The organism is Pseudomonas sp. GW821-FHT02B10 (assembly GCF_059421865.1).
This window is the reverse complement of the sequence record NZ_JBWKVU010000011.1, coordinates 20,261-41,473: the sequence shown is the minus strand read 5'-3', so window position 1 is coordinate 41,473 and position 21,213 is coordinate 20,261. Positions and strand designations below refer to the sequence as shown.

Here is a 21,213-nt window from a genome sequence, read left to right as displayed (position 1 = left end):
GGACTTCAATGTGACCAGCATGGAACCCGGGAGCTCAGGCGTCGATCCGCGCCTGAGCTTTGATGACCCGTTGTTGGACGGATTGTTGATCCTCTGCAAACTGCACGACTGCACCGTCAGCCGGGCCAGCCTCAGCGCGGGGCTGCCCCTGGCCCAGCAACGCCTGAGCCTGGACCTGCTGCCCCGCGCCGCGGCCCGCGCCAGCCTGCAGGCCCGCCTGCTGCGTCGTGAGCTGTCGGCGATCTCCAGGCTCAACCTGCCGGTGCTGCTGATCCTCAAGCATGGCCGCTGTGCGGTCCTGCGCCGCTGGGGCGATGACGGCCAGGCGCTGATCCTGCCCAGCGAAGCCGAAGGCGGCGAGCAGTGGGTCAGCCAGGCGGAGCTGAACGATGACTACAGTGGCCAGGCGCTGTTCGCCCGGCCACGCCACGAACTGGAAGAACTGCGCAATTCCCTGGTGCCGCGGGTCGAAGCCTGGTTCCGCGACACCCTGAAACTCTCGCGCTGGCTGTACAGCGACGCGATCCTCGCCAGCCTGCTAATCAACCTCCTGGGGTTGATGGTGCCGCTGTTCGTCATGCAGACCTACGACCGCGTGGTGCCCAACCAGGCCACCTCGACCCTCTGGGTGCTGGCCATCGGCCTGTTGATCGGCACCGGCTTCGAGCTGGTGCTGCGGGTGGTGCGCGCCCATCTGCTGGACAGCGCCGGCAAGCGCACCGACGTGATCCTCTCCGCCACCCTGTTCGAGCGCATCACCGGCATGGCGATGAAAGCCAAGCCGGCGACCATCGGCGGCTTCGCCCAGAGCATCCATGACTTCCAGGGCCTGCGCGAGTTTCTCACCGCCGTGACCCTGACCAGCCTGATCGACCTGCCCTTCGCCGTGCTGATGCTGCTGGTGATCGGCCTGCTCGGCGGCTGGCTGGTGGTGATCCCGCTGCTGGCGTTTCCCTTGACCATCGTCTTCGCCATGCTGATCCAGGCCCGCCTGCGCGACACCGTGCAAAAGAGCCTGAGCCTGGGCGCCGAACGCCAGGCGCTGCTGATCGAGACCCTCGGCGGCCTGGAAACCCTCAAGGCCTGCAGCGCCGAAAGCGAACGCCAGCACCGGTGGGAAAGCACCCACGGCGCCCTCACCCGCCTCGACAGCCACGCGCGCAATCTCTCGGCCCTGGCCACCAACGGCACCCTGTTCATCCAGCAGTTCTGCGGCATGGCGACCATAGTCGCCGGGGTCTACAGCATCATCGCCGGCAACCTCAGCGTCGGCGCGCTGGTCGCCACCTACATGCTCGGCAGCCGGGTCCTGGCGCCGCTGGGGCAGATCGCCGGGCTGATCACCCGCTACCAGCAGGCGCAACTGACCATGCGCAGCACCGACGCCCTGATGGCCCTGCCCCAGGAACGCGATGCCCGCCAGCGCCCGCTGGAGCGCACGCAACTGCAAGGCGCGCTGGCGCTCAATCAGGTGACCTTCCGTTATCAGGGGCAGAATGCCGCGGCCCTGAGCAATATCAGCTTCAGCATGCAGCCCGGCGAACGCATCGGCATCATCGGCCGCAGCGGCTCCGGCAAGAGCACCCTGGGACGCCTGGTCATGGGTTTCTATGCCCCCGAGGAAGGCCAGTTGCTGCTGGACGGCCTGGACCTGCGCCAACTGGACGTGGCCGACCTGCGCCAGCAGATCGGCTATGTCGCCCACGACCTGCCGCTGCTGGCCGGCAGCCTGCGCGACAACCTGACCCTCGGCGCCCGCTACATCAGCGATGCGCGCATGCTTGAGGTCGCCGAGCTGACCGGAGTCACCGAGCTGGCCCGCCAGCATCCCCAAGGCTTCGACCGGCCGGTAGGCGAGCGTGGCCAGCTGCTGTCCGGCGGCCAGCGCCAGGCCGTGCTGCTGGCCCGGGCGCTGCTGCTGGACCCGCCGATCATGCTCCTGGACGAACCCACCAGCGCCATGGACAACAGCAGCGAAGACGCCCTGCGCCAGCGCCTGCACGCCTGGGTGCAAGGCAAAACCCTGCTGCTGGTGACCCACCGCACTTCGATGCTCAGCCTGGTGGAGCGGCTGGTGGTCCTGGACAACGGGCGGATCGTCGCCGACGGGCCGAAAGAAGCGGTCATCGATGCACTGCGCAAGGGCCGTGTCGGCTCTGCGGCGGTCTAGGAGTCGCCCTATGCCTGCCTCATCGCAATCACGCGGCTACTTCGCCAGCCTGCGCAAAAGCGCGGAAAGCGAGTTCATGCCCGAAACCGCCGGCGCCTCGCTGCAGGATTCGCCCCGCGGCTCACGCATCGTCGTCTGGCTGACCACCGGGCTACTCGTCAGCGCCCTGCTCTGGGCCAAGTTCGCGGTGCTTCAGGAAGTCACCACCGGCGAAGGCAAGGCCATCCCGTCGAGCAAGGTGCAGGTGGTGCAGAACCTGGAAGGCGGCATCGTCACCGAGATCTTCGTGCGCGAAGGGCAGATGGTGAACAAGGGCGACACCCTGCTGCGCCTGGACGACACGCGTTTCCTGTCGAACAAGGGCGAAAGCGAGGCCGATCGCTATGCCTTGATGGCCCAGGTCGAACGCCTGTCCGCCGAAGCCGAGGGCCGGCCGTTCAAGCCGTCCGACGAAGTGGTGGCCAAGGCGCCCCAGGTGGCGGAGGACGAACGCTCGCTGTACGAACAGCGCCAGCGCCGCCTGGCCAGCGAACAACGGACCCTGAGCGAACAGCTGCGGCAAAAGACCCAGGAACTGGCGGAATTCCGTTCGAAACAGGGGCAATTCAGTTCCAGCCTGGCCCTGCTCAACCAGGAGATGAACATGTCGGCGCCGCTGGTAAATACCGGCGCGGTGTCACCAGTGGAGATCCTGCGTCTCAAGCGCAGCGCGGTGGAAATCCGCGGCTCGCTGAATGCCACGACCCTGGCCATTCCCCGGGCGGAATCGGCGATCAACGAAATCAGGAGCAAGATCGACGAGTCCGAACAGGGCTTCCGTTCCGATGCCGCCAAGGAACTCAACGAGAAACGCACCGACCTGTCGAAAATCACCGCCTCGAGCATCGCCATCGACGACCGGGTGACCCGCACCACCGTGACTTCGCCGGTGCACGGGGTGATCAAGCAGCTCAAGGTCAACACCATCGGCGGCGTGGTCCAGCCGGGCAGCGACATGCTGGAAATCGTGCCGCTGGAGGACAACCTGCTGATCGAGGCCAAGGTGCGGCCACAGGACGTGGCCTTCCTCCATCCCGGGCAGAAAGCCATGGTCAAGTTCAGCGCCTACGACTACACCATCTACGGTGGCCTGAGCGCCAGGCTGGAACTGATCGGCGCCGACACCATCGCCGACGACAAGGGCAACAGCTTCTACCTGATCCAGGTGCGCACCGACAAGAACCACCTGGGCGGCGACCTCAAGCCGCTGCTGATCATCCCCGGCATGGTCGCCACGGTGGACATCATCACCGGCGAGAAAAGCGTGCTCGACTACCTGCTCAAACCGGTGCTCAAGGCGCGGACCGAGGCGATGCGCGAGCGCTGAAAAACCTCCTGTAGCCGCTGCCGCAGGCTGCGATGGGACGCGCAGCGGCCCCTGGACCTCTCACCGCGTATCTCCTGAAAGACCCAGGCGCCCGGAGCGGCGCCCGCTTCGCGGGCGATCGCAGCCTTCGGCAGCGGCTACAGGTTTCGCCTGCCATACGTTGCAACGGCCTCCCCACTTCGCCGCAATCTGCCCATCAATCAAAACGCGCAAACGCCACCAATCCCTGTAGCCGCTGCCGCAGGCTGCGCCGGGGCGCGCAGCGGCCCCTGGACTTGACACCACGTTCTCCCTGAAAGACCACGCCACCCGGATCGGCGCCCGCTTCGCGGGCGATCGCAGCCTTCGGCAGCGGCTACAGGTCTTTTGTCTGTTGGTGGTTACGTTGGTAGGTGTCTTCGCCCATTGCCGCGATCTGTCCGTCGATCAAGGCCTCGAAAGGTTTCAGCAAGGGCGCGAACGTGGCCGGAGCCTCCAGGACTTGCAGGGCCTGGACGATGGCCTCGATGGTCGACAGAGCCCCCGGCCCGGGCGCCTTGCGCAGCCGGTAACGGGACACCGCGCCTTCGGCCAGGGTCACTCGCGGTAACGCGGCCAGCAGCGGATTGAGGTGCAGCAACTTGCGCGCCTTGCGCCAGGTACCGTCGGGCACCACCAGCAGCAAGGGCTGCTCGTCCGGAACGCTGGAATAGGCCTGCAGCGGCTGCGCGTCTTCCGCCGGGAACAGCAGGCGTGCCTGATACCCGGGACAGTTCAACAGCTTCGGCAGATCGGCAAACACCTCGCCAACGATCAACTCGGCATTGTTCAACCCCAACGCCGCCAGCCGCGCGGTGTTCAGCGCGTGGTTCACTTCGCTGGGATGCTGCAACAGGAGTATCCGGGTGCGGCTGTCCAGCCGTGGAATCAGCGGGCACAGGCAATGGGTTTTCGGGCGCAGGCAACGCGGGCATTGAATTCTCGACATGGGCGCCTCCTCAGGCCTGATTGAGCTGCGCCTTGAGTAGGTCGCGGAACGTCTGGATCAACGGTTCGCGGCTGCGCCCACGGCGCACGATCATCGAAAACGGCGCCTGATAACCGAAGGTCGCCGGCAGCAGCACGCGCAAGTCGCCCTTGTCGGCCCAGGCCTGGGCGTAATGCTCCGGCAGGTAGCCGATGTAGGCACCGGACAGCACCAGGATCAGTTGCGCCTCCATACTCTCCACTGTCGCCGCGCTGTGCTTGAAGCCGTGGCGCGCCAGTTCGGCCTGGCTCCAGTAGCCACGACCAACCATGCGCTGCTGGGTGATCACTTGCTCGGGGATGCGCCGCTCGTTGAACAGCGGGTGCCGGCTGCTGCAATACAGCCAGTGCTGCTCGCGGTACAGCGGCATGTACACCAGCCCGCTCATGCGCGTGGAGAACGCACCGATGGCCAGGTCCAGGCGGTTGTCCTGCACGCCGAGCTGCAATTCGTAGGGGCTGAGTACCGACAGATGCAAATGCACCGCTGGGTGTTCCTGGCTGTAGGCGCCGATGGCTTCGGCGAACGGCAGGGCCTTGTCGCTCACCGTCGAGTCGATCACCCCCAGGTTGAGGGTGCCGCGCAGTTCGCCCTTGAGCGCCGCGGCGTACTGCTCGAAACCCTCCAGCTCTCCCAGCAGGCGCAGGGTTTCCTGGTGGAACAGCTCGCCCTTGCTGGTCAGGCTGAAACCGCCGCGGCCACGGTGGCACAGGACCAGCCCCAGGGCCGATTCGAGCTGGCTCATGTAGGTGCTGATAGCCGACGTGGAGAGGTTCAGTTCGTGCTGGGCATTGGCGAACCCCTGATGCCGCACCACGCTGACGAAGATGCGCAATAGTTTCAGATCAGGTAAAGCGTTGGCCATGGGAGCTCCACAAGGAAAATCGACAACGGGGATCGGGTGTCAGGGTCATCCAGACCTCATTGGCGTTCCTTCATGAACAGCGTCGCGGCGCCGATTATGACCGCTGTGCGGCCAATCGCGGGCAAGCCTCGCTCCTGCTTCTGTAGGAGCGAGGCTTGCCCGCGAATGATCTCCGGTCCGGGCAGTGCCGCTCTCACAGGGCCAGAGTCTATCCTTTACACCCGCCCTTAGTTTAGAAAAATCTGAACTAAGTATTTGCCCGTAGCGATTCTTCCCGCCCACTACATTTCGCAGAATCGGCCCCACTCGGTTTCGCCGGCAGTCATTGCCGCGCCACAAACCCCATAAATAAAACAACGATGAGGCCAATCCCGTGGACAAGATTCTCCACCAACCACTGGGCGGCAACGAAATGCCGCGCTTCGGCGGCATCGCCACCATGATGCGTCTTCCCCATGTACCTACACCGGCCGGCCTGGATGCCGCCTTCGTCGGCGTACCGCTGGACATCGGCACCTCGCTACGCGCCGGCACCCGCTTCGGGCCCCGTGAAATCCGCGCCGAATCGGTGATGATCCGTCCGTACAACATGGCCACCGGCGCGGCGCCCTTCGACTCTCTGAACGTAGCCGACATCGGCGACGTGGCCATCAACACCTTCAACCTGCTGGACGCCGTGCGCATCATCGAAGAAGCCTATGACGGCATCCTCGAGCACAACGTGATCCCGCTGACCCTGGGCGGCGACCACACCATTACCCTGCCGATCCTGCGCGCCATCCACAAGAAACACGGCAAGGTCGGCCTGGTGCACATCGATGCCCACGCCGATGTCAACGATCACATGTTCGGCGAGAAGATCGCCCACGGCACCACCTTCCGCCGCGCCGTCGAAGAAGGCCTGCTGGACTGCGACCGCGTGGTGCAGATCGGCCTGCGCGCCCAGGGCTACACCGCCGAAGACTTCAACTGGAGCCGCAAGCAGGGCTTTCGCGTGGTGCAGGCCGAAGAGTGCTGGCACAAGTCGCTGGACCCGCTGATGGCCGAAGTACGGGCGAAAGTCGGCGACGGCCCGGTGTACCTGAGCTTCGACATCGACGGCATCGACCCGGCCTGGGCGCCAGGCACCGGCACCCCGGAAATCGGCGGCCTGACCACCATCCAGGCGATCGAGATCGTCCGTGGCTGCCACGGCCTCGACCTGGTCGGCTGCGATCTGGTAGAAGTCTCGCCGCCGTACGACACCACCGGCAACACCTCGCTGCTGGGCGCCAACCTGCTGTACGAAATGCTCTGCGTGCTGCCGGGCGTGGCGCGTCGCTGAGGCCCGGCCATGAGCGAGCGCGAGCAGGTCCTCAAAGCCGCCGCCGAACTGGTGGCGGCCTTCGCCCGTAACGATCGCGAAGCCTACTTCGGTGCGTTCAGCACCGACGCCAGCTTCGTCTTCCACACCCTCGCCCAGCCCCTGCTGTCCCGCGACGCCTACCAGGCGCTGTGGGACAGCTGGCGTCGCGAGGACGGCTTCGAGGTGCTGTCCTGCACCTCGAGCAACGCGTTTGTCAGCCTGCTGGGGGACACCGCGGTGTTCATTCATGACGTCGCCACCGAGCTGCGCATGCAAGGGGAGCAACACTTCAGCCAGGAGCGCGAGACCATTGTTTTCCGCAGGCAAGGGTCCGGCACACAACAACAAGGCCTATGGCTGGCCTGCCACGAACATTTGTCCGCAATGCCGGAAGGGCTGCCACCCCCTTAGCCAGAAAGGTGACGCTCACGCACGATGAGCGCGCCCTAGTGATCGGAGCAGATCATGAATAACAACAACAAAGAAAAAAGCCTTAGCAGCATCGAAACGAACGGGGTCGAACAGATCCCCGACCATGAACGCGACGCCCGGCCCAGCGACCTGTTTCGCCTGATCTTCGGCGGCGCCAATACCTTCGCCACCGCCGTGCTCGGCAGTTTCCCGGTGCTGTTCGGCCTGTCCTTCCAGGCGGGTGTCTGGGCGATCGTGCTGGGCGTGATCCTGGGGGCATTGATCCTCGCGCCGATGGGCCTGTTCGGGCCGATCAACGGCACCAACAACGCCGTCTCTTCCGGTGCGCACTTCGGCGTGCACGGGCGGATCGTCGGCTCGTTCCTGTCGTTGCTGACCGCCATCGCCTTCTTCTCCCTCTCCGTATGGAGTTCGGGGGACGCCCTGGTGGGCGGCGCCAAGCGCCTGGTCGACCTGCCGGAAACCGACCTGACCCTGGGCCTGGCCTACGGCCTGTTCGCGATCCTGGTACTGACGGTGTGCATCTACGGCTTCCGCTTCATGCTGTGGGTCAACCGCATTGCCGTCTGGGCGGCGAGCCTGCTGTTCCTGCTGGGGATCTTCGCCTTCGCGCCGGCCTTCGACAGCCAGTTCGCCGGTACCCTGGCCCTCGGCCAGGCGGGTTTCTGGGCGGCCTTCATCGGCGCCGCGCTGGTGGCCATGAGCAACCCGATTTCCTTCGGCGCGTTCCTCGGCGACTGGTCGCGCTACATCCCCCGCGAAACGCCGAAAGGCCGGATCATGCTGGCGGTGATCGCCGCCCAGATCGCCACCCTGATTCCCTTCCTGTTCGGCCTGGCCACCGCCACCATCGTGGCGATCAAGGCGCCCGACTACATCGCCGCCAACAACTACGTCGGCGGCCTGCTGGCGGTCTCGCCGAGCTGGTTCTTCCTGCCGGTGTGCCTGATCGCGGTGATCGGTGGCATGTCCACCGGCACCACCTCGCTGTATGGCACCGGCCTGGACATGTCCAGCGTGTTCCCGCGGGTGCTGTCGCGGGTCAAGGCGACCTTGCTGATCGGCGTGCTGTCGATCGCCTTCATCTTCATCGGGCGCTTCGCCGCCAACCTGGTGCAGAGCGTGTCGACCTTCGCCGTACTGATCATCACCTGCACCACCCCGTGGATGGTGATCATGCTGATCGGCCTGCTGGTGCGTCGCGGCTTCTACTGCCCGGACGACCTGCAAGTCTTCACCCGTGGCGAGCAAGGTGGCCGCTACTGGTTCCAGCACGGCTGGAACTGGCGTGGCCTGGGAGCCTGGATCCCCAGCGCGCTGGTCGGCCTGTGCTTCGTCAACCTGCCCGGGCAGTTCGTCGGTCCGCTGGGCAACCTGGCCGACGGCATCGATATCAGCCTGCCGGTGACCCTGGGCCTGGCCTCGCTGGTGTACCTGGCCCTGCTCAACCTGTTCCCGGAGCCGGCCGCGGTCTACGGCCCCAACGATCCACGCAGCAAGAGCACGGATTCGCTCGGTAAACCGGTCATGCGCCAAGCCGCCTGACTCAAGCATGACCTGTAGCGGCAGGCTCGCCGGCAATCACGCCTCACACGACGGGTCCGCCAGACCGCGTCGCCTTGATTGCGGCAAGCCTCGCTTCTACAGCAAGCCACTATAAGAAAGACAATCGGAGACACGCCATCATGGCTTTAGATCTATTCGTCGTACTCATCTACGCCGCCGGCATGCTGGTGCTCGGCTATTACGGCATGCGCAAGGCCAAGACCCACGAGGACTACCTGGTAGCCGGCCGCAACCTGGGCCCGACCCTGTACATGGGCACCATGGCCGCCACCGTGCTGGGCGGTGCCTCCACCGTCGGCACCGTGCGCCTGGGCTATGTCCACGGCATCTCCGGCTTCTGGCTGTGCGCCGCGCTGGGCCTGGGCATCATCGCCCTCAACCTGCTGCTGGCCAAACCGCTGCTCAAGCTGCGGATCTTCACCGTTACCCAGGTCCTGGAAAAACGCTACAACCCGATGGCCCGCCAGGCCAGCGCGGTGATCATGCTGGCCTATGCGCTGATGATCGGCGTGACCTCGATCCTCGCCATCGGCACCGTGCTGCAAGTGCTGTTCGGCCTGCCGTTCTGGATTTCGGTGCTGCTGGGCGGCGGCGTGGTGGTGATTTATTCGGCGATCGGCGGCATGTGGTCGCTGACCCTGACCGACATCGTCCAGTTCGTGATCAAGACCGTCGGCCTGATGTTCATCCTGCTGCCGATCTGCCTGTACCGCGTCGGCGGCTGGGATGAACTGGTCACCAAGCTGCCAGCGTCCAGCTTCAGCTTCACCACCATCGGCTGGGACACCATCGTCACCTACTTCATGATCTACTTCTTCGGCATCCTGATCGGCCAGGACATCTGGCAACGGGTGTTCACCGCCAAGACCGAAAAAGTCGCGCAATACGCAGGCACCGTCGCCGGCTTCTACTGCATCCTCTACGGCCTGGCCTGCGCCCTGATCGGCATGGCCGCGCATGTCTTGCTGCCGGACCTGGACAACGTCAACAACGCCTTCGCCGCCATCGTCAAAGCCTCCCTGCCGGACGGCATCCGTGGCCTGGTGATCGCCGCGGCCCTGGCCGCCATGATGTCCACCGCCAGCGCCGGCCTGCTGGCCGCCTCCACCACCCTGACCGAAGACCTGTTGCCCAAGCTGCGTGGCGGCAAGCAGTCGAGCCTGGGGATCAACCGCCTGTTCACCCTGCTGACCGGCATCGTGGTCCTGGGCATCGCCCTGGTGGTCAACGACGTGATCAGCGCCCTGACCCTGGCCTATAACCTGCTGGTGGGCGGCATGCTGATCCCGCTGATCGGGGCGATCTTCTGGAAACGCGCGACCACCGCCGGCGCCATCGCTAGCATGGGCCTGGGTTTCCTCACCGCGCTGGCGTTCATGTTCAAGGACGGCCTGGACGCCAACACCCCGATCTACTACAGCCTGGCTGTCGGCCTGATCAGCTTCGTGGTGGTGAGCCTGTTGTCTCGTCGCCCGGCAACCCTGGCCAACGCGATCTAACCTCAGGTCAGACGCCGTACATTTTTCTTCGGCGGGTGCAGCGTCGGTGGCTGCACCCGTTTTTTTTCGCCTGGAGGAAAGTCGATGAAGATTGTCAGCCGCGACCGCTGGTTCGAAGTCAGAAGCCTGAGCGACGGGATTCGGCTGATCCACGAGCCCTATATCCGGCCGTTCTATCGCTGCAACCTGTGGCATATCCAGGGTCGCGACAGGGACCTGCTGCTGGACAGCGGCTCTGGCCTGGTCAGCTTGCGCGAACAGTTGCCCTGGCTCACCGAACGGCCCTTGCTGGCGGTGGCCAGCCATTGCCATTTCGACCATATCGCCGGGCATCACGAATTCCCCGAACGCCTGGTGCACCCGGCCGAGGCGCAGATCCTAGCCGCGCCTGACGGGGCCAATACCTTGTCGGCCGCCTACGTTGGCGACGCGATGTTCGAGGCCCACCCGGATTGCCCGCTGTGCTACGCCGAATATCGGGTCAAGGCCGCCCCGGCGACGCGCCTGATCGAGGAAGGCGACGTGCTCGACCTGGGCAACCGTAGCCTCCAGGTGCTGCATACGCCCGGCCATTCCCCCGGGGGGATCAGCCTCTGGGAAGCCGCCAGCGGCACCCTGTTCAGCGGCGACATCATCTACGACGGTCCGTTGGTCGAAGACGCCTACCACTCCAACCTGGAGGACTACGCTGCCAGCCTGAGACGCCTGTACCTGCTGCCGGTGCGGACTGTGCATGGCGGCCATTTCGGCAGTTTTTCGGGAACGCAACTGCGCAGGATGATCGAGGATTGGATCCGCCGGCACCCATGAAGCTGTGCTGTACTGCACACAATCGCGCCCGCTTCAAAGACCATGCGCAAGCCCCTGGCGAAAAGAGCCAAGATGGAAAGAGCCGAAGTCCGACAAGCCGTGCATGACTTCATCAGCCGCCTGCTGGATGGCAACGACGGATTTGCCGACGACGTGAGCCTGCAGGAGCTGGGGTTGGACAAGCAGGATATCGAGGACCTGATCTTCCACCTGGAAGATCAGTTTGGACTGACCGCCTTCACCCACGAAGAAGACCAGATGCTCAAGGCGGCGAACAGCGCCAATGACTTGAGCCGGTTTCTGCTGAAGATTTCACAGCACTGAAGACTCCACAGCGCCAAGCACCATGGGCGGGTTGCGAGTTGACGGGTTTGGATCAGAAGGCAGCAACCGTTCGCGAGTGAACCTGCCCTCGCGCGGCTGAAAAGTGGCGGGAGCAGGCTGGATGCCTGCCCCATTCCCGAGCCGATGGTTAGCGGCGACGCTGTTGCCGACGCCGTTGTTCGTCGTCTGTGCGGATTGGCACCGGCTGCAATGGCGGCTCGATCAGCCCCAGTGCGACCCCGAGGTCGTGAAGCCAGTTTTGCAGTTTCTCTTTCATAGTGCCCCCCTTAAGGGTCGTGCCTGGCGGCTGGGTTCTGAAGCCGCTTCGCTCTGATAATAGCGCTAACTTTCGCCCAGTGCTCCCCCCGGATAGCAATGATCTGTTACCGGATTAATCCGAATCAGCCAGCCCGTTTCAGGCCGTCGCCCGCTGATCCGTCTGACTCGCCTGTTGCAGCTCGATCCAGGCATTGAGGTTGGCGCCGAGCATGCCCTTGCGCCACATCAGCCAGGTGGTGGCACTGGCGAATGGCTCGGCCAGCGGGTGAACCGCCACGCTCTCGCGACCGGGCAGGCTGGCGAGCATCGACGCCGACATCAGCGCCACCCCGGACCCGGCAATCACGCAGGCCAGCATTCCCTGATAGGACTCGATTTCTATCGCCCGCCCCATGGCCGCTTGGTAGTGGGCGAACCAGGACTCCAGGCGCAGGCGGTACGAGCAGCCGCGGCGAAAGGTAAATACCGCACGCCCTTCGACATCCCGGGCACTGCGGATCGGCGGGTGGTCCGCTTCGCTGATCAACACCAGCTTTTCATCGCACAGCGGCACCCCGTCCAGGCTGGCCAGCTCCAGCGGGCCGTCCACCAGCACTGCATCCAGGCGCCCGGCCAGCAAGCCTTCGAGCAACTCGCTGCTGGGCGCCGATTGCACCTGCAGGTTCACCGCCGGGTAGGCGCGGTGGTAACGCGCCAGCAGCGCCGGTAATTGAATCGCTGCCGTGCTGTACATGGTGCCCAGTACGAAATCCCCGGCCGGCTGACCGCCCTGCACCGCCCCATGGGCCTCATCGCGCAGGGCAAACAGGCGCGCGGCGTAATCGAGCAGCACCTTACCCGCCGGCGACAGTTGCAGCCGCTGCCGTTCCCGCAGGAACAGCTCGACCCCCAATTGCTCTTCCAGTTGCTTGAGCCGCGTCGACAGGTTGGACGGCACTCGATGCAAGCGCTCGGCCGCCCGAGTGATGGAACCTTCCTCGGCGACCGCCTGGAAGATGCGCAACTGGCTGAACTCCACAACCATTCTCCAAAAGCGAACAAGTTACTTAATATTATTCATTTTTATAGAAAGTCAATCAGTCCTAGCCTGACGGTCATCGCCTCTTCGACGGAGCCCGGACCATGTCACCGCTGATTCGCTTACTCGCCAGTTTCATTGCCCTGATGATGGCCATGGGCATCGGTCGCTTCGCCCTCACCCCGCAACTGCCACACCTGCTGAGCGAAGGCCAGGTCGACCTGACCGACACTGGCCTGATCGCCGCCGCCAACTACCTGGGGTATTTCATCGGCGCGCTGGATGCCATGTTCGCCCGCCGCCCGGCCCAGGTTCGCCGGCGTCTGTTGGGTGGGCTGTGGCTGTGCGTGCTGCTGACCCTGGCCTCGTTCTGGGCCGGCGGCTTCTGGGCGCATTCGGTATTGCGCTTCGGCACCGGCGTGGCCAGTGCCTGGGTGATGGTGATGATCGCCGCCCTGAGCCAGTCGCTGGCCCTGGCCGCCGGCCGGCCACGCCTGGGCGCTCTGGTGTTTGCCGGGCCCGGGCTGGGGATTTTCCTCACCGGCCTGCTGGCCCTGGGCTCGAACCTGCTGGGGCAAAGCTCCGCGATCCTGTGGCTGGTGTACGCCGCGGCCGGCCTGCTGATGCTGCTGGTGATCCTGCCGATCCTGCCGCAACCCGCTATGCCCGCACTGACCGCCCAGATGCCACACGCCTCGAACCACAGCGGCATCCTCCGCCTCGGGCTGATTTATGCGCTGTACGGCCTGGGTTACATCATCCCGGCAACCTTCCTGTCACAGATGGCCAGCGCGCGCTTTCAAGGGCAATGGCAGGCCGACCTGTTCTGGCCGTGCTTCGGTCTGGCGGCGGCCATCGGCGTGGGGCTGGTCAGCCTGCGCCGACACAGCCCGAACGCCACCCGTCACTGGCTGATGGCGACCTTGTGGCTGCAAGCCGCCGGGGTCTTCGCCTGTCTGCTGGGCAGTGGCGCCGGCCTGGCGCTGGGGGTGATTCTTTGCGGCGCGCCGTTCCTGGCCTGCATGCAGTTGGTGATGCAGCGCTCGCGGGAGTTGGCGCCCCATGCGGCCCAGCGCAACGCCGGTTTGCTCACGGCCTGCTTCGCCATGGGCCAGTTGAGCGGGCCACTGCTGGCGGCCCTGAGCAGCCATTTCAGCGGTAGCCTGCAACCGGCGCTGATCGTCGCCGGCAGCAGCCTGCTGCTGGCGGGGGGCTTGCTGTTGAGGCAACAACCGCTTGCCCGGGAATGCCACGCCACGGCCTGAGCCTGGGATTACAGCAGGCTGCGGATCCGCCGGCGCAGCCACTGTTCGGCGCTGACGAAAGTGATGCCCAGCAACACCAGCACCGCGCCGATGACGAAATTGAGGCTCAGGGGTTCGCCCAGCAACAGCACCCCGAAGGTGACACCGAACAGCGGCGTCATGAAAGAAAACACCGCCAGGTTGGCGGCCAGGTAACGGCGCAGCAGCCAGAACCAGGTCAGGTAGCTGAAAAAGGACACCACCAGCCCCTGGAACAGCACGCTGGCCACCGCCACCGGAGTCAGGCTGACATGGGTGACCTGGCCGCTCAGCACGGCGATCAGCAGCAGGCCGACAAAACCGACGATCAGCTGATAGAACAGGGTCAGGGTCGCCGGCGCCTCGGACAGGCGCGACGCGCGCACCACCACCGTGGTCGCGCCCCAAGCCAGGCCGGCCAGCACGCCCAGGGCGTCGCCAAGCAGCATGCGCGTGTCCAGGTTATCCAGCGAAATGCCGCCGGCGAAGGCCACGCCAATGCCGATGAACGCCAGCAGAATCCCCAGCCACTGCAAGGGCCTGAGGCGCTCGCTGGGCAGCAGCCAGTTCACCCCCAGCGCGGTGAAGATCGGCGCGGTATAGAGAAACACCGACATGTGCGCCGCGCTGGTGAGCTTGAGCCCTTCGGCGATAAACAGGAACTCCAGGCCAAACAGGCTGCCGGCCAGCAAGCCGCCGCGCCAGGTACTGCCGATCTGCGACCAGCCGCCCTTCCAGCACATCAGCAAGGCCACCAGCAGCGCCGAAATGCCCGAACGCGCGGCCGCCTGCATCACCGGCGCGATATCCGCCGCGGCCCACTTGATCATCACCTGCTGCACGCCCCAGATCAGGCACAGCCCCAACATCACTTGCAGTGCGAAACCGTCGGCGCTGCGCCGCTCGATACTCACCGCAGCCCCTCAGGCAGATTCATAGACATGGCAGTTACTCGACAGAAACGACAAAGCCCCGGAACCGGTCCGGGGCAAAGAATGGATGTGCTGTCGATTATCAACCAAACGGACAGAAAAAGACGCCTGGAAAAAGACCTTTTCCTGGCTGCGGCCGTCAGCTCGACGCCGTCGGGCTCAGCCTCAGGGATGGCAGGGCCTCACGGCGCGCGAGGAGAAAAAACAGCGCGCCACCGAGGAAACACCCGGTGAACCAGGCGAAGTTGGCCATCGGCTGCAATGCTGGCGTGAAGGTGATCGCCACACCCATCAGGGTCGCCGGCACCAGCGCCTTGACCGCGGTCCAGTTGACCCCACCGCTGTAGTAATAACGCCCGTCCGGGCCGTCGTTGAACAGCGCGTCGATATCGATCTGCTGCTTTTTGATCAGGTAGTAGTCCACCAGCAGAATACCGAACAGCGGGCCGATAAAGGCGGCCAGCACGTCGAGGGTGTAGTGGATTACCTGCGGGTTGTTGAATAGGTTCCAGGGGGTGATGAAGATCGAGGCCAGGGCCGCGATCATGCCGCCCGTGCGCCAGCTGATCCGGCTCGGAGCGACGTTGGCGAAGTCGAAGGCCGGCGAGACGAAGTTGGCGACGATGTTGATGCCGACGGTGGCAGTGACAAAGGCGAAGGCGCCGAGCAGCACCGCGACGTCGTTGTCGATCCGCGCCACCGTGGCGATCGGGTCATGGAGCATTTCACCGAACACCGGCAGGGTGCCGGAGACAATGACCACGGTCACCAGGGAGAACGCCAGGAAGTTCACCGGCAGCCCCCAGAAGTTGCCGCGTCGTACATCCTGCATGCTGCGGCAGTAGCGGCTGAAGTCGCCGAAGTTCAGGGTCGGCCCGGAGAAGTAGGACACCACCAGCGCCGTGGCGACGATCACCTGGCCGAATGCCTGCCAGCCCGACAGCGACTTCTCCCCCAGTGTGAAGCTGATGTTGCTCCAGCCGGCCTTCCAGACGATCCAGCCGGCGAGGAGGAACATCACCGCGTAGACCACCGGCCCCGCCCAGTCGATAAAGCGCCGGATCGACTCCATGCCGGCCCAGAACACCAGGGCCTGGACCAGCCACAGCGCCAGGAAACCGAACCAGCCCAGGTACGACAGCCCGGCAAAATGCGGCTCGGCATAGGCCGCCATGGCCGGGAAAAAGCGCAGCACCACAATGATCAGGGCGCTGGACGCCAGGTAGGTCTGGATCCCATACCAGGCCACCGCGATCAGGCCGCGAATCACCGCCGGGATATTCGCCCCGAATACACCGAACGCCAGCCGGCAGATCACCGGGTATGGCACCGCCGCCTGCTGGCTGGGCCTGGCCACCAGGTTGGCGATCAGTTGCACGATGCAGATCCCCGCCAGCAGGGCCACCAGCACTTGCCAGCTGGCCAGCCCGAGGGCGAACAGGCTGGCGGCGAACACATAACCGCCGACGCTGTGCACGTCGCTCATCCAGAAGGCGAAGATGTTGTACCAGTTCCACTTCTGCGGCAGCGGCCCCAGGTCCTGGTTGTATAAGCGCGGGCTGTAGCCCTTGGGTAGTTGCTCGGTCATTGCAAGGCTCCTTGTTGGACAGGCCCTGCCCCCGCGATTGACCTTGCGACCACACTGCGTACGGGAGCCGGCATGAGTTGTATACGAAGCGCTACGCAGAATGCGTGCCATACCGGAAAAACCTGTAGGCGAACGGCGCGGATCGCTTGTCCATCAAGGGCTGGGCCTTGGCTACACAACGATGATCAGCAGCCGGGATCAGCGGCAGGCATGCCCACTGGCTGTGCACGACTGCCTGATATCAGTGCATCAGGAATGGCTTGAAACTGTATACAGCGACTATGACAACGATCGAAGACGCCGACTCTGACGTCCTTCAACGCAGCCAGGAAAAAAGGCAATAAAAAACCGCTGCCGGTTCCGGCAGCGGTTTTTTCGGACAGCCCCGTGGGTCGTTAGCGCCGCCGAAGGTTCTTCGGCCGCAACTACGCCAGGGAGGAACGAATCAGCTCAGTTCAATGCGGTCGGCATGAATAACGATCTGGCCATTCTTGTACAAGGCACCGATGGCCTTCTTGAAGTTGCCCTTGCTGACGCCGAACAGGCCACTGATCACCGTCGGATCGCTCTTGTCGCTGACCGGCAGGGTGCCATTGTTTTCCCGCAACTTGGCGAGGATCTTCGCGTTCAGGCTGCTGGCCAGTTCTTCACCCACCGGTTGCAGGCTGAGGCTGATCTTGCCGTCGGCGCGGATCTCTTTGATGAAACCCTTTTCCTGTTTGCCCGGACGCAGGAACTTGAACACTTCGTTCTTGTGGATCAGGCCCCAGTGCTTGTTGTTGATGATCGCCTTGAAGCCCATGTCGGTGCTCTCGGCCACCAGCAGATCGACTTCCTGGCCGACCTTGTAGGTCACCGGAGCCTTGTCCAGATAGCGGTCCAGACGGGCCGTGGCGGTGATGCGACGGGTGTGCTTGTCGAGGTAGACGTGCACCACGCAATACTCGCCGGCGGTCAGCTGGCGCTTTTCCTCGGAGTACGGCAGCAGCAGGTCCTTGGGCAGGCCCCAGTCGAGGAACACACCAATACTGTTAACTTCCACGACTTTAAGACTGGCGAATTCACCGACTTGAACTTTTGGTTTTTCGGTAGTTGCAATTAACTTGTCGGCGCTATCCAGATAAACGAAAACATTCAACCAGTCTTCATCTTCACTAGGAATATCCTTGGGAATATAACGATTGGGCAGCAATATTTCGCCATCCGCCCCGCCGTCCAGATATAAACCGAAGTTAGTGTGTTTAACCACTTGCAAACTGTTGTAGCGCCCGACTAAAGCCATTTCCAATACCCTCATTGCGTGGGCGGCATTCTACCCGGTTTTCCGCTCCTGGTTGGCCCGAGTCGCCGGATAGCAGCGGATATTTTCCTGAATGCCTTGATTTTTATGGCTTTGCGCCAGCAACCGGTTCCGCCCGTCAGGCCAGCCGGCAGCGACTTTTGCCTCAGCGCCTCCGAACAAGCCGCTCTTTGTGCCATTGTCTTTATTTAAAACAGCAGCTTATGGGGATATTCCCGAGATCAACTTAGGATTATTCGGGAGTTTTCCACTGTTATTCCAGGAGGATATTTACCAAGCAATTGTCAAGCATTTCATGTATGATGGCTGGCCAAATTAATTTTCTGAAGGTTAATGGCCGCCATGCGTGTAAAAGCATCCAACAGCAAAGCAAAGCCAGCTCCAGCCGTTGAAACCAGCGAATCTATCAACGATCAGATTGCTGCTTTCCTGAAATCCGGCGGCGAGATCCAGCAAATTGCCAAAGGCGTCAGCGGCCAGACTTTCGGCCCGTCCAAGCAGATCAGCCTGGGCAAGAAGTAATCCCCCCGCCACACCTCCTGGTCCCTATGCGCTTTGAGCCTCAAAGCGCTAGGACTAGAGTTCTGACTCCTCCCCTCCCATAAAAATCGACGAACGGCCCTCATCCCCGAGGTTTCGCCGGTATCCTTGCACACGTCTAGATCGGGCATTCCAGTAGGTTCCGCGGTTCCTGCTCCTCGCATTTCATGGAGTGAAGCATGCTCAAATCCTCCCATGTGCTGCTTGCCAGCCTTCTCGCCAGCCCCTTGGCCCACGGGCAGATCTTCCAGCGCGAACTGGGGGACTTCGACCTCAAGCTCAGCAGCACCCCGAGCCGCAGCATGGCCCAGGGCCTGGTCAAACCCTCGGCCACCGGCTCGTTCCATGGCGGCCTGGACCTGACCCATGACAGCGGCTGGTACATCGGCCAGTGGTCGCCGAGCATGGGCCTGGGCGAGAGCGACCTGGAAGTGGACTCCTACCTGGGATTCAAGCGCCCCTTCGATCAGACCCTGGGTTATGAGGTGGGGATGATCCAGTACAACTACCCGCAACTGGCCCCGCAGAACAGCCAGGAGTTCTATGGCGGCCTGACGCTGCTGGGCAGCCGCTTCGGCGCCGCGTTCAGCCAGGAACCGGACAAGCGCAACAGCACCCTGTTCGCCGACCTGGGCGGCAACCAGCCCTTCGGCATCGGCGTCAGCATCAAGTACACCACTCATCAGCTGGGCAACCCGGTTTCGGTGAGCAGCGGCTACGTCAGCAGCTTCAACGACTGGTCGATCAAGTTCTCCCGCCCCTGGATGGGCATCGACCTGAAACTGATCTACAGCGACTCCAACCTCAACGGCAGCGATTGTTCGGCCTATTCTGGACATAACGCGCAATGCGACGGTCTGCTCACCTTCAAGGCCGAGCATTCGTTCTATTGAGCGGCTGAACTGCCGGAAGCTTTCCGGGTTCAGATAAGAAACCCAAGCTTACAAACCCAAGCCTTCGCAAGGACTTGCCATGTCGCGCCGGCTGCAACACCTCACCCTGCTACTGCTGTTGAGCCTGGTGCTGACCTCCTGCAATCGTGTCGGCCTGGCTTACCGCAACCTCGATGTGATCATTCCCTGGACGCTCAATGACTACCTGGAAATGAACCGCGAGCAGAAAATCTGGTTCAACCAGCGCCTCAAGGAGCACCTGAGCTGGCACTGCAGCACGCAGTTGCCCGGCTACCTGGACTACCTGGACCGTCTGCAGCAGATGGTCGCACGCAATCAGGTCAACGATGCCGAGCTGCAAGAGCTCACCCGCGGAGCCAAGCAGGCCATTGCCCAGACCGCCCGCGCGATCGCGCCTTCGGCCATCGAGTTGCTGCGGGGCCTGGACGACCGACAGGTCGCGGAAATGAAGGCGGTCTTCGCCAAGGACATGCGCCAACGTCGCAGCAAAAACCTCAAGCCACCACTGGAGCAACAGATCAGGCTGCGCACCGAACGCATGGACAAGCGCCTGACTACCTGGCTTGGCCCCCTCACGCCCGAGCAGGCCCAGCAGGTGACGGACTGGTCAACGTCCCTCGGCGAACAGAACCAGCTCTGGCTCGCCAATCGGGCCAACTGGCAAGCGCAGTTCAGCGCCGCGCTGGAGCAACGCCAGAACAGCGACTTCGACAAACGCATCGAGCGCCTGCTGGTGGATCGTGAAAGCTTCTGGACACCGGCTTATCGCCAGGCCTACGCCAACAGCGAACAGGCAGCGCGCAGCCTGCTGGTGGACGTGATGGCCAAAAGCACGCCAGCCCAGCGCGAGCATCTGCGCAACAAGCTGCAGAACGTGCGCGATGAGTTCGAAGCGTTGAAATGCATGAAAGAAACCCGCCTGAAGTAACGCCTGAAGTGCTCTCGTCCCCATGGCAGAGCCTGAGCTCAGATCCCAGTTATAAGTCGCCATCCTGATTCAACCTCCCACCATGAAAGGCATAGCGCCACCTATAGCCGTTCAGCAGCATCGAGCAGGCAGGCGACCGTTGGGCGGAACCGTCCGGCGGCTGTCGATTTGCCCGCGGGCGAAACGACTAGCCTGTGTAGGCACTGTCGCCGCGCACCTTTGCCGCAGGAGAAGACGTCATGCACCTCAACGATCATCCGGTCGTATCCCGGGAACAATGGATACAGGCCCGCAAGCAGCATCTGATTCACGAAAAGGCGTTCACCCGCCAACGCGACCAGCTCAGCGCCGAGCGGCGTGCCCTGCCCTGGGTGAAAATCGACAAGCCCTACCGCTTCCAGGGCCCCCACGGCGAACTGAGCCTGGCCGACCTGTTCGGCGATCGCAGCCAACTGGTGGTCTACCACTTCATGTTCGCCGAAGGCTGGGACGAAGGTTGCCCGGGCTGCTCCTTCCTCTCCGATCACATCGACGGCGCCAACCAGCACCTGGCCCACCACGACATCGCGCTGGTGGCGGTGTCCCACGCGCCCTTCGCCGAGTTCCAGGCGTTCAAGCGGCGCATGGGCTGGAAGTTCGACTGGGTTTCGTCCGCCGGCTGTGATTTCAACTACGACTTCGGGGTCTGCGCCCGGGCCGACGAGGTCGCCGCCGGCACCGCCACCTACAACTACGAGAAAACCGACGGCGCCGAGGAAGAGCTGCCTGGCCTCAGCGTGTTCTATCGCAATGAAGCCGGTGAGATCTTCCACACCTACTCCACCTACGCCCGTGGCCTGGACCTGCTGGTGGGGGCCTACAACTACCTGGACCTGACGCCCAAGGGGCGCAACGAAGAACAGATCATGGACTGGGTCAGGCACCATGATCGTTATGACGACAAACCGGCCGCCAGTTGCTGCCATGGCGGCTCCTGAGCGCCGGACAGCGATCGCGGGCCTGCAGGAGCCGGCTCGCGATCATGTTCGTCCGGCCGGCGAAAAAAAAC

The 21,213-nt window shown here is 63.6% G+C and carries 20 protein-coding genes; 13 read left to right on the top strand and 7 right to left on the bottom strand.

Going from position 1 to position 21,213, the window contains the following annotated elements; all coding sequences use genetic code 11:
• The first annotated feature begins 10 nt into the window (after window positions 1–10).
• A complete protein-coding gene (locus tag AC07VU_RS21915; RefSeq protein ID WP_007920683.1) occupies window positions 11–2,170 on the top strand; it encodes a type I secretion system permease/ATPase in 2,160 nt (719 codons plus the stop codon).
• A 10-nt stretch (window positions 2,171–2,180) separates the two neighbouring features.
• Complete coding sequence (locus AC07VU_RS21910; protein WP_277588101.1) at window positions 2,181–3,536, top strand: HlyD family type I secretion periplasmic adaptor subunit; 1,356 nt, start codon at window positions 2,181–2,183, stop codon at window positions 3,534–3,536.
• 355 nt (window positions 3,537–3,891) lie between these two features.
• Here AC07VU_RS21910 and AC07VU_RS21905 read toward each other — a convergent pair whose 3' ends face one another.
• Together AC07VU_RS21905 and AC07VU_RS21900 are read right to left on the bottom strand one after the other, a co-directional pair.
• The gene (locus AC07VU_RS21905; protein WP_274305898.1) at window positions 3,892–4,503 is read right to left on the bottom strand and encodes a tRNA-uridine aminocarboxypropyltransferase; all 612 of its coding nucleotides are present in this window, start codon (window positions 4,501–4,503) and stop codon (window positions 3,892–3,894) included.
• A 10-nt stretch (window positions 4,504–4,513) separates the two neighbouring features.
• On the bottom strand, window positions 4,514–5,407 hold the full coding sequence (locus AC07VU_RS21900) for a LysR family transcriptional regulator (protein WP_007920680.1): 894 nt from the start codon (window positions 5,405–5,407) through the stop codon (window positions 4,514–4,516).
• Window positions 5,408–5,780: 373 nt separating this feature from the next.
• On the opposite strand from AC07VU_RS21900, the gene speB reads away from it, so the two are divergent.
• The 6 genes from speB (at window position 5,781) to AC07VU_RS21870 (ending at window position 11,383) form a co-directional block, all read left to right on the top strand.
• On the top strand, window positions 5,781–6,731 hold the full coding sequence (gene speB, locus AC07VU_RS21895) for an agmatinase (RefSeq protein ID WP_495030475.1): 951 nt from the start codon (window positions 5,781–5,783) through the stop codon (window positions 6,729–6,731).
• 9 nt (window positions 6,732–6,740) lie between these two features.
• On the top strand, window positions 6,741–7,163 hold the full coding sequence (locus AC07VU_RS21890) for a YybH family protein (RefSeq protein WP_495030474.1): 423 nt from the start codon (window positions 6,741–6,743) through the stop codon (window positions 7,161–7,163).
• Window positions 7,164–7,217: 54 nt separating this feature from the next.
• Window positions 7,218–8,729, top strand: a complete 1,512-nt coding sequence (locus tag AC07VU_RS21885) for a purine-cytosine permease family protein (RefSeq protein WP_087088965.1) — start codon at window positions 7,218–7,220, stop codon at window positions 8,727–8,729.
• Window positions 8,730–8,869: 140 nt separating this feature from the next.
• Window positions 8,870–10,249 (top strand): sodium:solute symporter family protein, encoded by a 1,380-nt coding sequence (locus AC07VU_RS21880; RefSeq protein ID WP_457275865.1) that lies wholly within the window; start codon window positions 8,870–8,872, stop codon window positions 10,247–10,249.
• Window positions 10,250–10,333: 84 nt separating this feature from the next.
• Window positions 10,334–11,059: an MBL fold metallo-hydrolase gene (locus AC07VU_RS21875; protein WP_277588098.1), complete on the top strand. Its 726-nt coding sequence runs from the start codon at window positions 10,334–10,336 to the stop codon at window positions 11,057–11,059.
• A gap of 72 nt (window positions 11,060–11,131) precedes the next feature.
• Window positions 11,132–11,383, top strand: a complete 252-nt coding sequence (locus tag AC07VU_RS21870) for an acyl carrier protein (RefSeq protein WP_495030473.1) — start codon at window positions 11,132–11,134, stop codon at window positions 11,381–11,383.
• 148 nt (window positions 11,384–11,531) lie between these two features.
• Here the strand turns inward: AC07VU_RS21870 and AC07VU_RS21865 are convergent, their stop codons facing one another.
• Both AC07VU_RS21865 and ptrR read right to left on the bottom strand, forming a co-directional pair.
• Window positions 11,532–11,660, bottom strand: a complete 129-nt coding sequence (locus AC07VU_RS21865) for a PA1414 family protein (RefSeq protein WP_009042667.1) — start codon at window positions 11,658–11,660, stop codon at window positions 11,532–11,534.
• A 138-nt stretch (window positions 11,661–11,798) separates the two neighbouring features.
• The gene (ptrR, locus tag AC07VU_RS21860) at window positions 11,799–12,680 is read right to left on the bottom strand and encodes a putrescine utilization regulator PtrR (protein WP_007920672.1); all 882 of its coding nucleotides are present in this window, start codon (window positions 12,678–12,680) and stop codon (window positions 11,799–11,801) included.
• Between the two features lie 104 nt (window positions 12,681–12,784).
• Between ptrR and AC07VU_RS21855 the strand changes: the two genes are divergently transcribed.
• The gene (locus AC07VU_RS21855) at window positions 12,785–13,945 is read left to right on the top strand and encodes an MFS transporter (RefSeq protein ID WP_274305894.1); all 1,161 of its coding nucleotides are present in this window, start codon (window positions 12,785–12,787) and stop codon (window positions 13,943–13,945) included.
• 8 nt (window positions 13,946–13,953) lie between these two features.
• Here the strand turns inward: AC07VU_RS21855 and AC07VU_RS21850 are convergent, their stop codons facing one another.
• The 3 genes from AC07VU_RS21850 to AC07VU_RS21840 form a co-directional block, all read right to left on the bottom strand.
• On the bottom strand, window positions 13,954–14,877 hold the full coding sequence (locus tag AC07VU_RS21850; protein WP_009042666.1) for a DMT family transporter: 924 nt from the start codon (window positions 14,875–14,877) through the stop codon (window positions 13,954–13,956).
• Window positions 14,878–15,034: 157 nt separating this feature from the next.
• The gene (locus AC07VU_RS21845) at window positions 15,035–16,483 is read right to left on the bottom strand and encodes an NCS1 family nucleobase:cation symporter-1 (RefSeq protein WP_053260067.1); all 1,449 of its coding nucleotides are present in this window, start codon (window positions 16,481–16,483) and stop codon (window positions 15,035–15,037) included.
• A 445-nt stretch (window positions 16,484–16,928) separates the two neighbouring features.
• Complete coding sequence (locus tag AC07VU_RS21840) at window positions 16,929–17,765, bottom strand: CvfB family protein (protein WP_087088976.1); 837 nt, start codon at window positions 17,763–17,765, stop codon at window positions 16,929–16,931.
• 351 nt (window positions 17,766–18,116) lie between these two features.
• On the opposite strand from AC07VU_RS21840, the gene AC07VU_RS21835 reads away from it, so the two are divergent.
• The 4 genes from AC07VU_RS21835 to AC07VU_RS21820 all read left to right on the top strand — a co-directional run bounded on the left by AC07VU_RS21835 (window position 18,117) and on the right by AC07VU_RS21820 (window position 21,142).
• The gene (locus tag AC07VU_RS21835; RefSeq protein ID WP_016702300.1) at window positions 18,117–18,305 is read left to right on the top strand and encodes a PFL_1563 family small protein; all 189 of its coding nucleotides are present in this window, start codon (window positions 18,117–18,119) and stop codon (window positions 18,303–18,305) included.
• Between the two features lie 197 nt (window positions 18,306–18,502).
• Window positions 18,503–19,216, top strand: a complete 714-nt coding sequence (locus AC07VU_RS21830) for a TorF family putative porin (RefSeq protein ID WP_457275862.1) — start codon at window positions 18,503–18,505, stop codon at window positions 19,214–19,216.
• 79 nt (window positions 19,217–19,295) lie between these two features.
• Window positions 19,296–20,165: a DUF6279 family lipoprotein gene (locus tag AC07VU_RS21825; RefSeq protein WP_277588096.1), complete on the top strand. Its 870-nt coding sequence runs from the start codon at window positions 19,296–19,298 to the stop codon at window positions 20,163–20,165.
• Window positions 20,166–20,404: 239 nt separating this feature from the next.
• Entirely contained in the window at window positions 20,405–21,142 is a 738-nt protein-coding gene (locus AC07VU_RS21820; RefSeq protein ID WP_007920657.1) for a DUF899 domain-containing protein, read from the top strand.
• Window positions 21,143–21,213: the final 71 nt, after the last annotated feature.

What these genes read in the sequence shown, in the direction of transcription:
- AC07VU_RS21910 (WP_277588101.1), top strand. Translation starts at nt 2,181, where the DNA reads ATGCCTGCCTCATCGCAATCACGCGGCTACTTCGCCAGCCTGCGCAAA.
- AC07VU_RS21905 (WP_274305898.1), bottom strand. Translation starts at nt 4,503, where the DNA reads ATGTCGAGAATTCAATGCCCGCGTTGCCTGCGCCCGAAAACCCATTGC.
- AC07VU_RS21900 (WP_007920680.1), bottom strand. Translation starts at nt 5,407, where the DNA reads ATGGCCAACGCTTTACCTGATCTGAAACTATTGCGCATCTTCGTCAGC.
- AC07VU_RS21890 (WP_495030474.1), top strand. Translation starts at nt 6,741, where the DNA reads ATGAGCGAGCGCGAGCAGGTCCTCAAAGCCGCCGCCGAACTGGTGGCG.
- AC07VU_RS21885 (WP_087088965.1), top strand. Translation starts at nt 7,218, where the DNA reads ATGAATAACAACAACAAAGAAAAAAGCCTTAGCAGCATCGAAACGAAC.
- AC07VU_RS21880 (WP_457275865.1), top strand. Translation starts at nt 8,870, where the DNA reads ATGGCTTTAGATCTATTCGTCGTACTCATCTACGCCGCCGGCATGCTG.
- AC07VU_RS21875 (WP_277588098.1), top strand. Translation starts at nt 10,334, where the DNA reads ATGAAGATTGTCAGCCGCGACCGCTGGTTCGAAGTCAGAAGCCTGAGC.
- AC07VU_RS21870 (WP_495030473.1), top strand. Translation starts at nt 11,132, where the DNA reads ATGGAAAGAGCCGAAGTCCGACAAGCCGTGCATGACTTCATCAGCCGC.
- AC07VU_RS21865 (WP_009042667.1), bottom strand. Translation starts at nt 11,660, where the DNA reads ATGAAAGAGAAACTGCAAAACTGGCTTCACGACCTCGGGGTCGCACTG.
- AC07VU_RS21855 (WP_274305894.1), top strand. Translation starts at nt 12,785, where the DNA reads ATGTCACCGCTGATTCGCTTACTCGCCAGTTTCATTGCCCTGATGATG.
- AC07VU_RS21845 (WP_053260067.1), bottom strand. Translation starts at nt 16,483, where the DNA reads ATGACCGAGCAACTACCCAAGGGCTACAGCCCGCGCTTATACAACCAG.
- AC07VU_RS21840 (WP_087088976.1), bottom strand. Translation starts at nt 17,765, where the DNA reads ATGGCTTTAGTCGGGCGCTACAACAGTTTGCAAGTGGTTAAACACACT.
- AC07VU_RS21835 (WP_016702300.1), top strand. Translation starts at nt 18,117, where the DNA reads ATGGCCGCCATGCGTGTAAAAGCATCCAACAGCAAAGCAAAGCCAGCT.
- AC07VU_RS21830 (WP_457275862.1), top strand. Translation starts at nt 18,503, where the DNA reads ATGCTCAAATCCTCCCATGTGCTGCTTGCCAGCCTTCTCGCCAGCCCC.
- AC07VU_RS21825 (WP_277588096.1), top strand. Translation starts at nt 19,296, where the DNA reads ATGTCGCGCCGGCTGCAACACCTCACCCTGCTACTGCTGTTGAGCCTG.
- AC07VU_RS21820 (WP_007920657.1), top strand. Translation starts at nt 20,405, where the DNA reads ATGCACCTCAACGATCATCCGGTCGTATCCCGGGAACAATGGATACAG.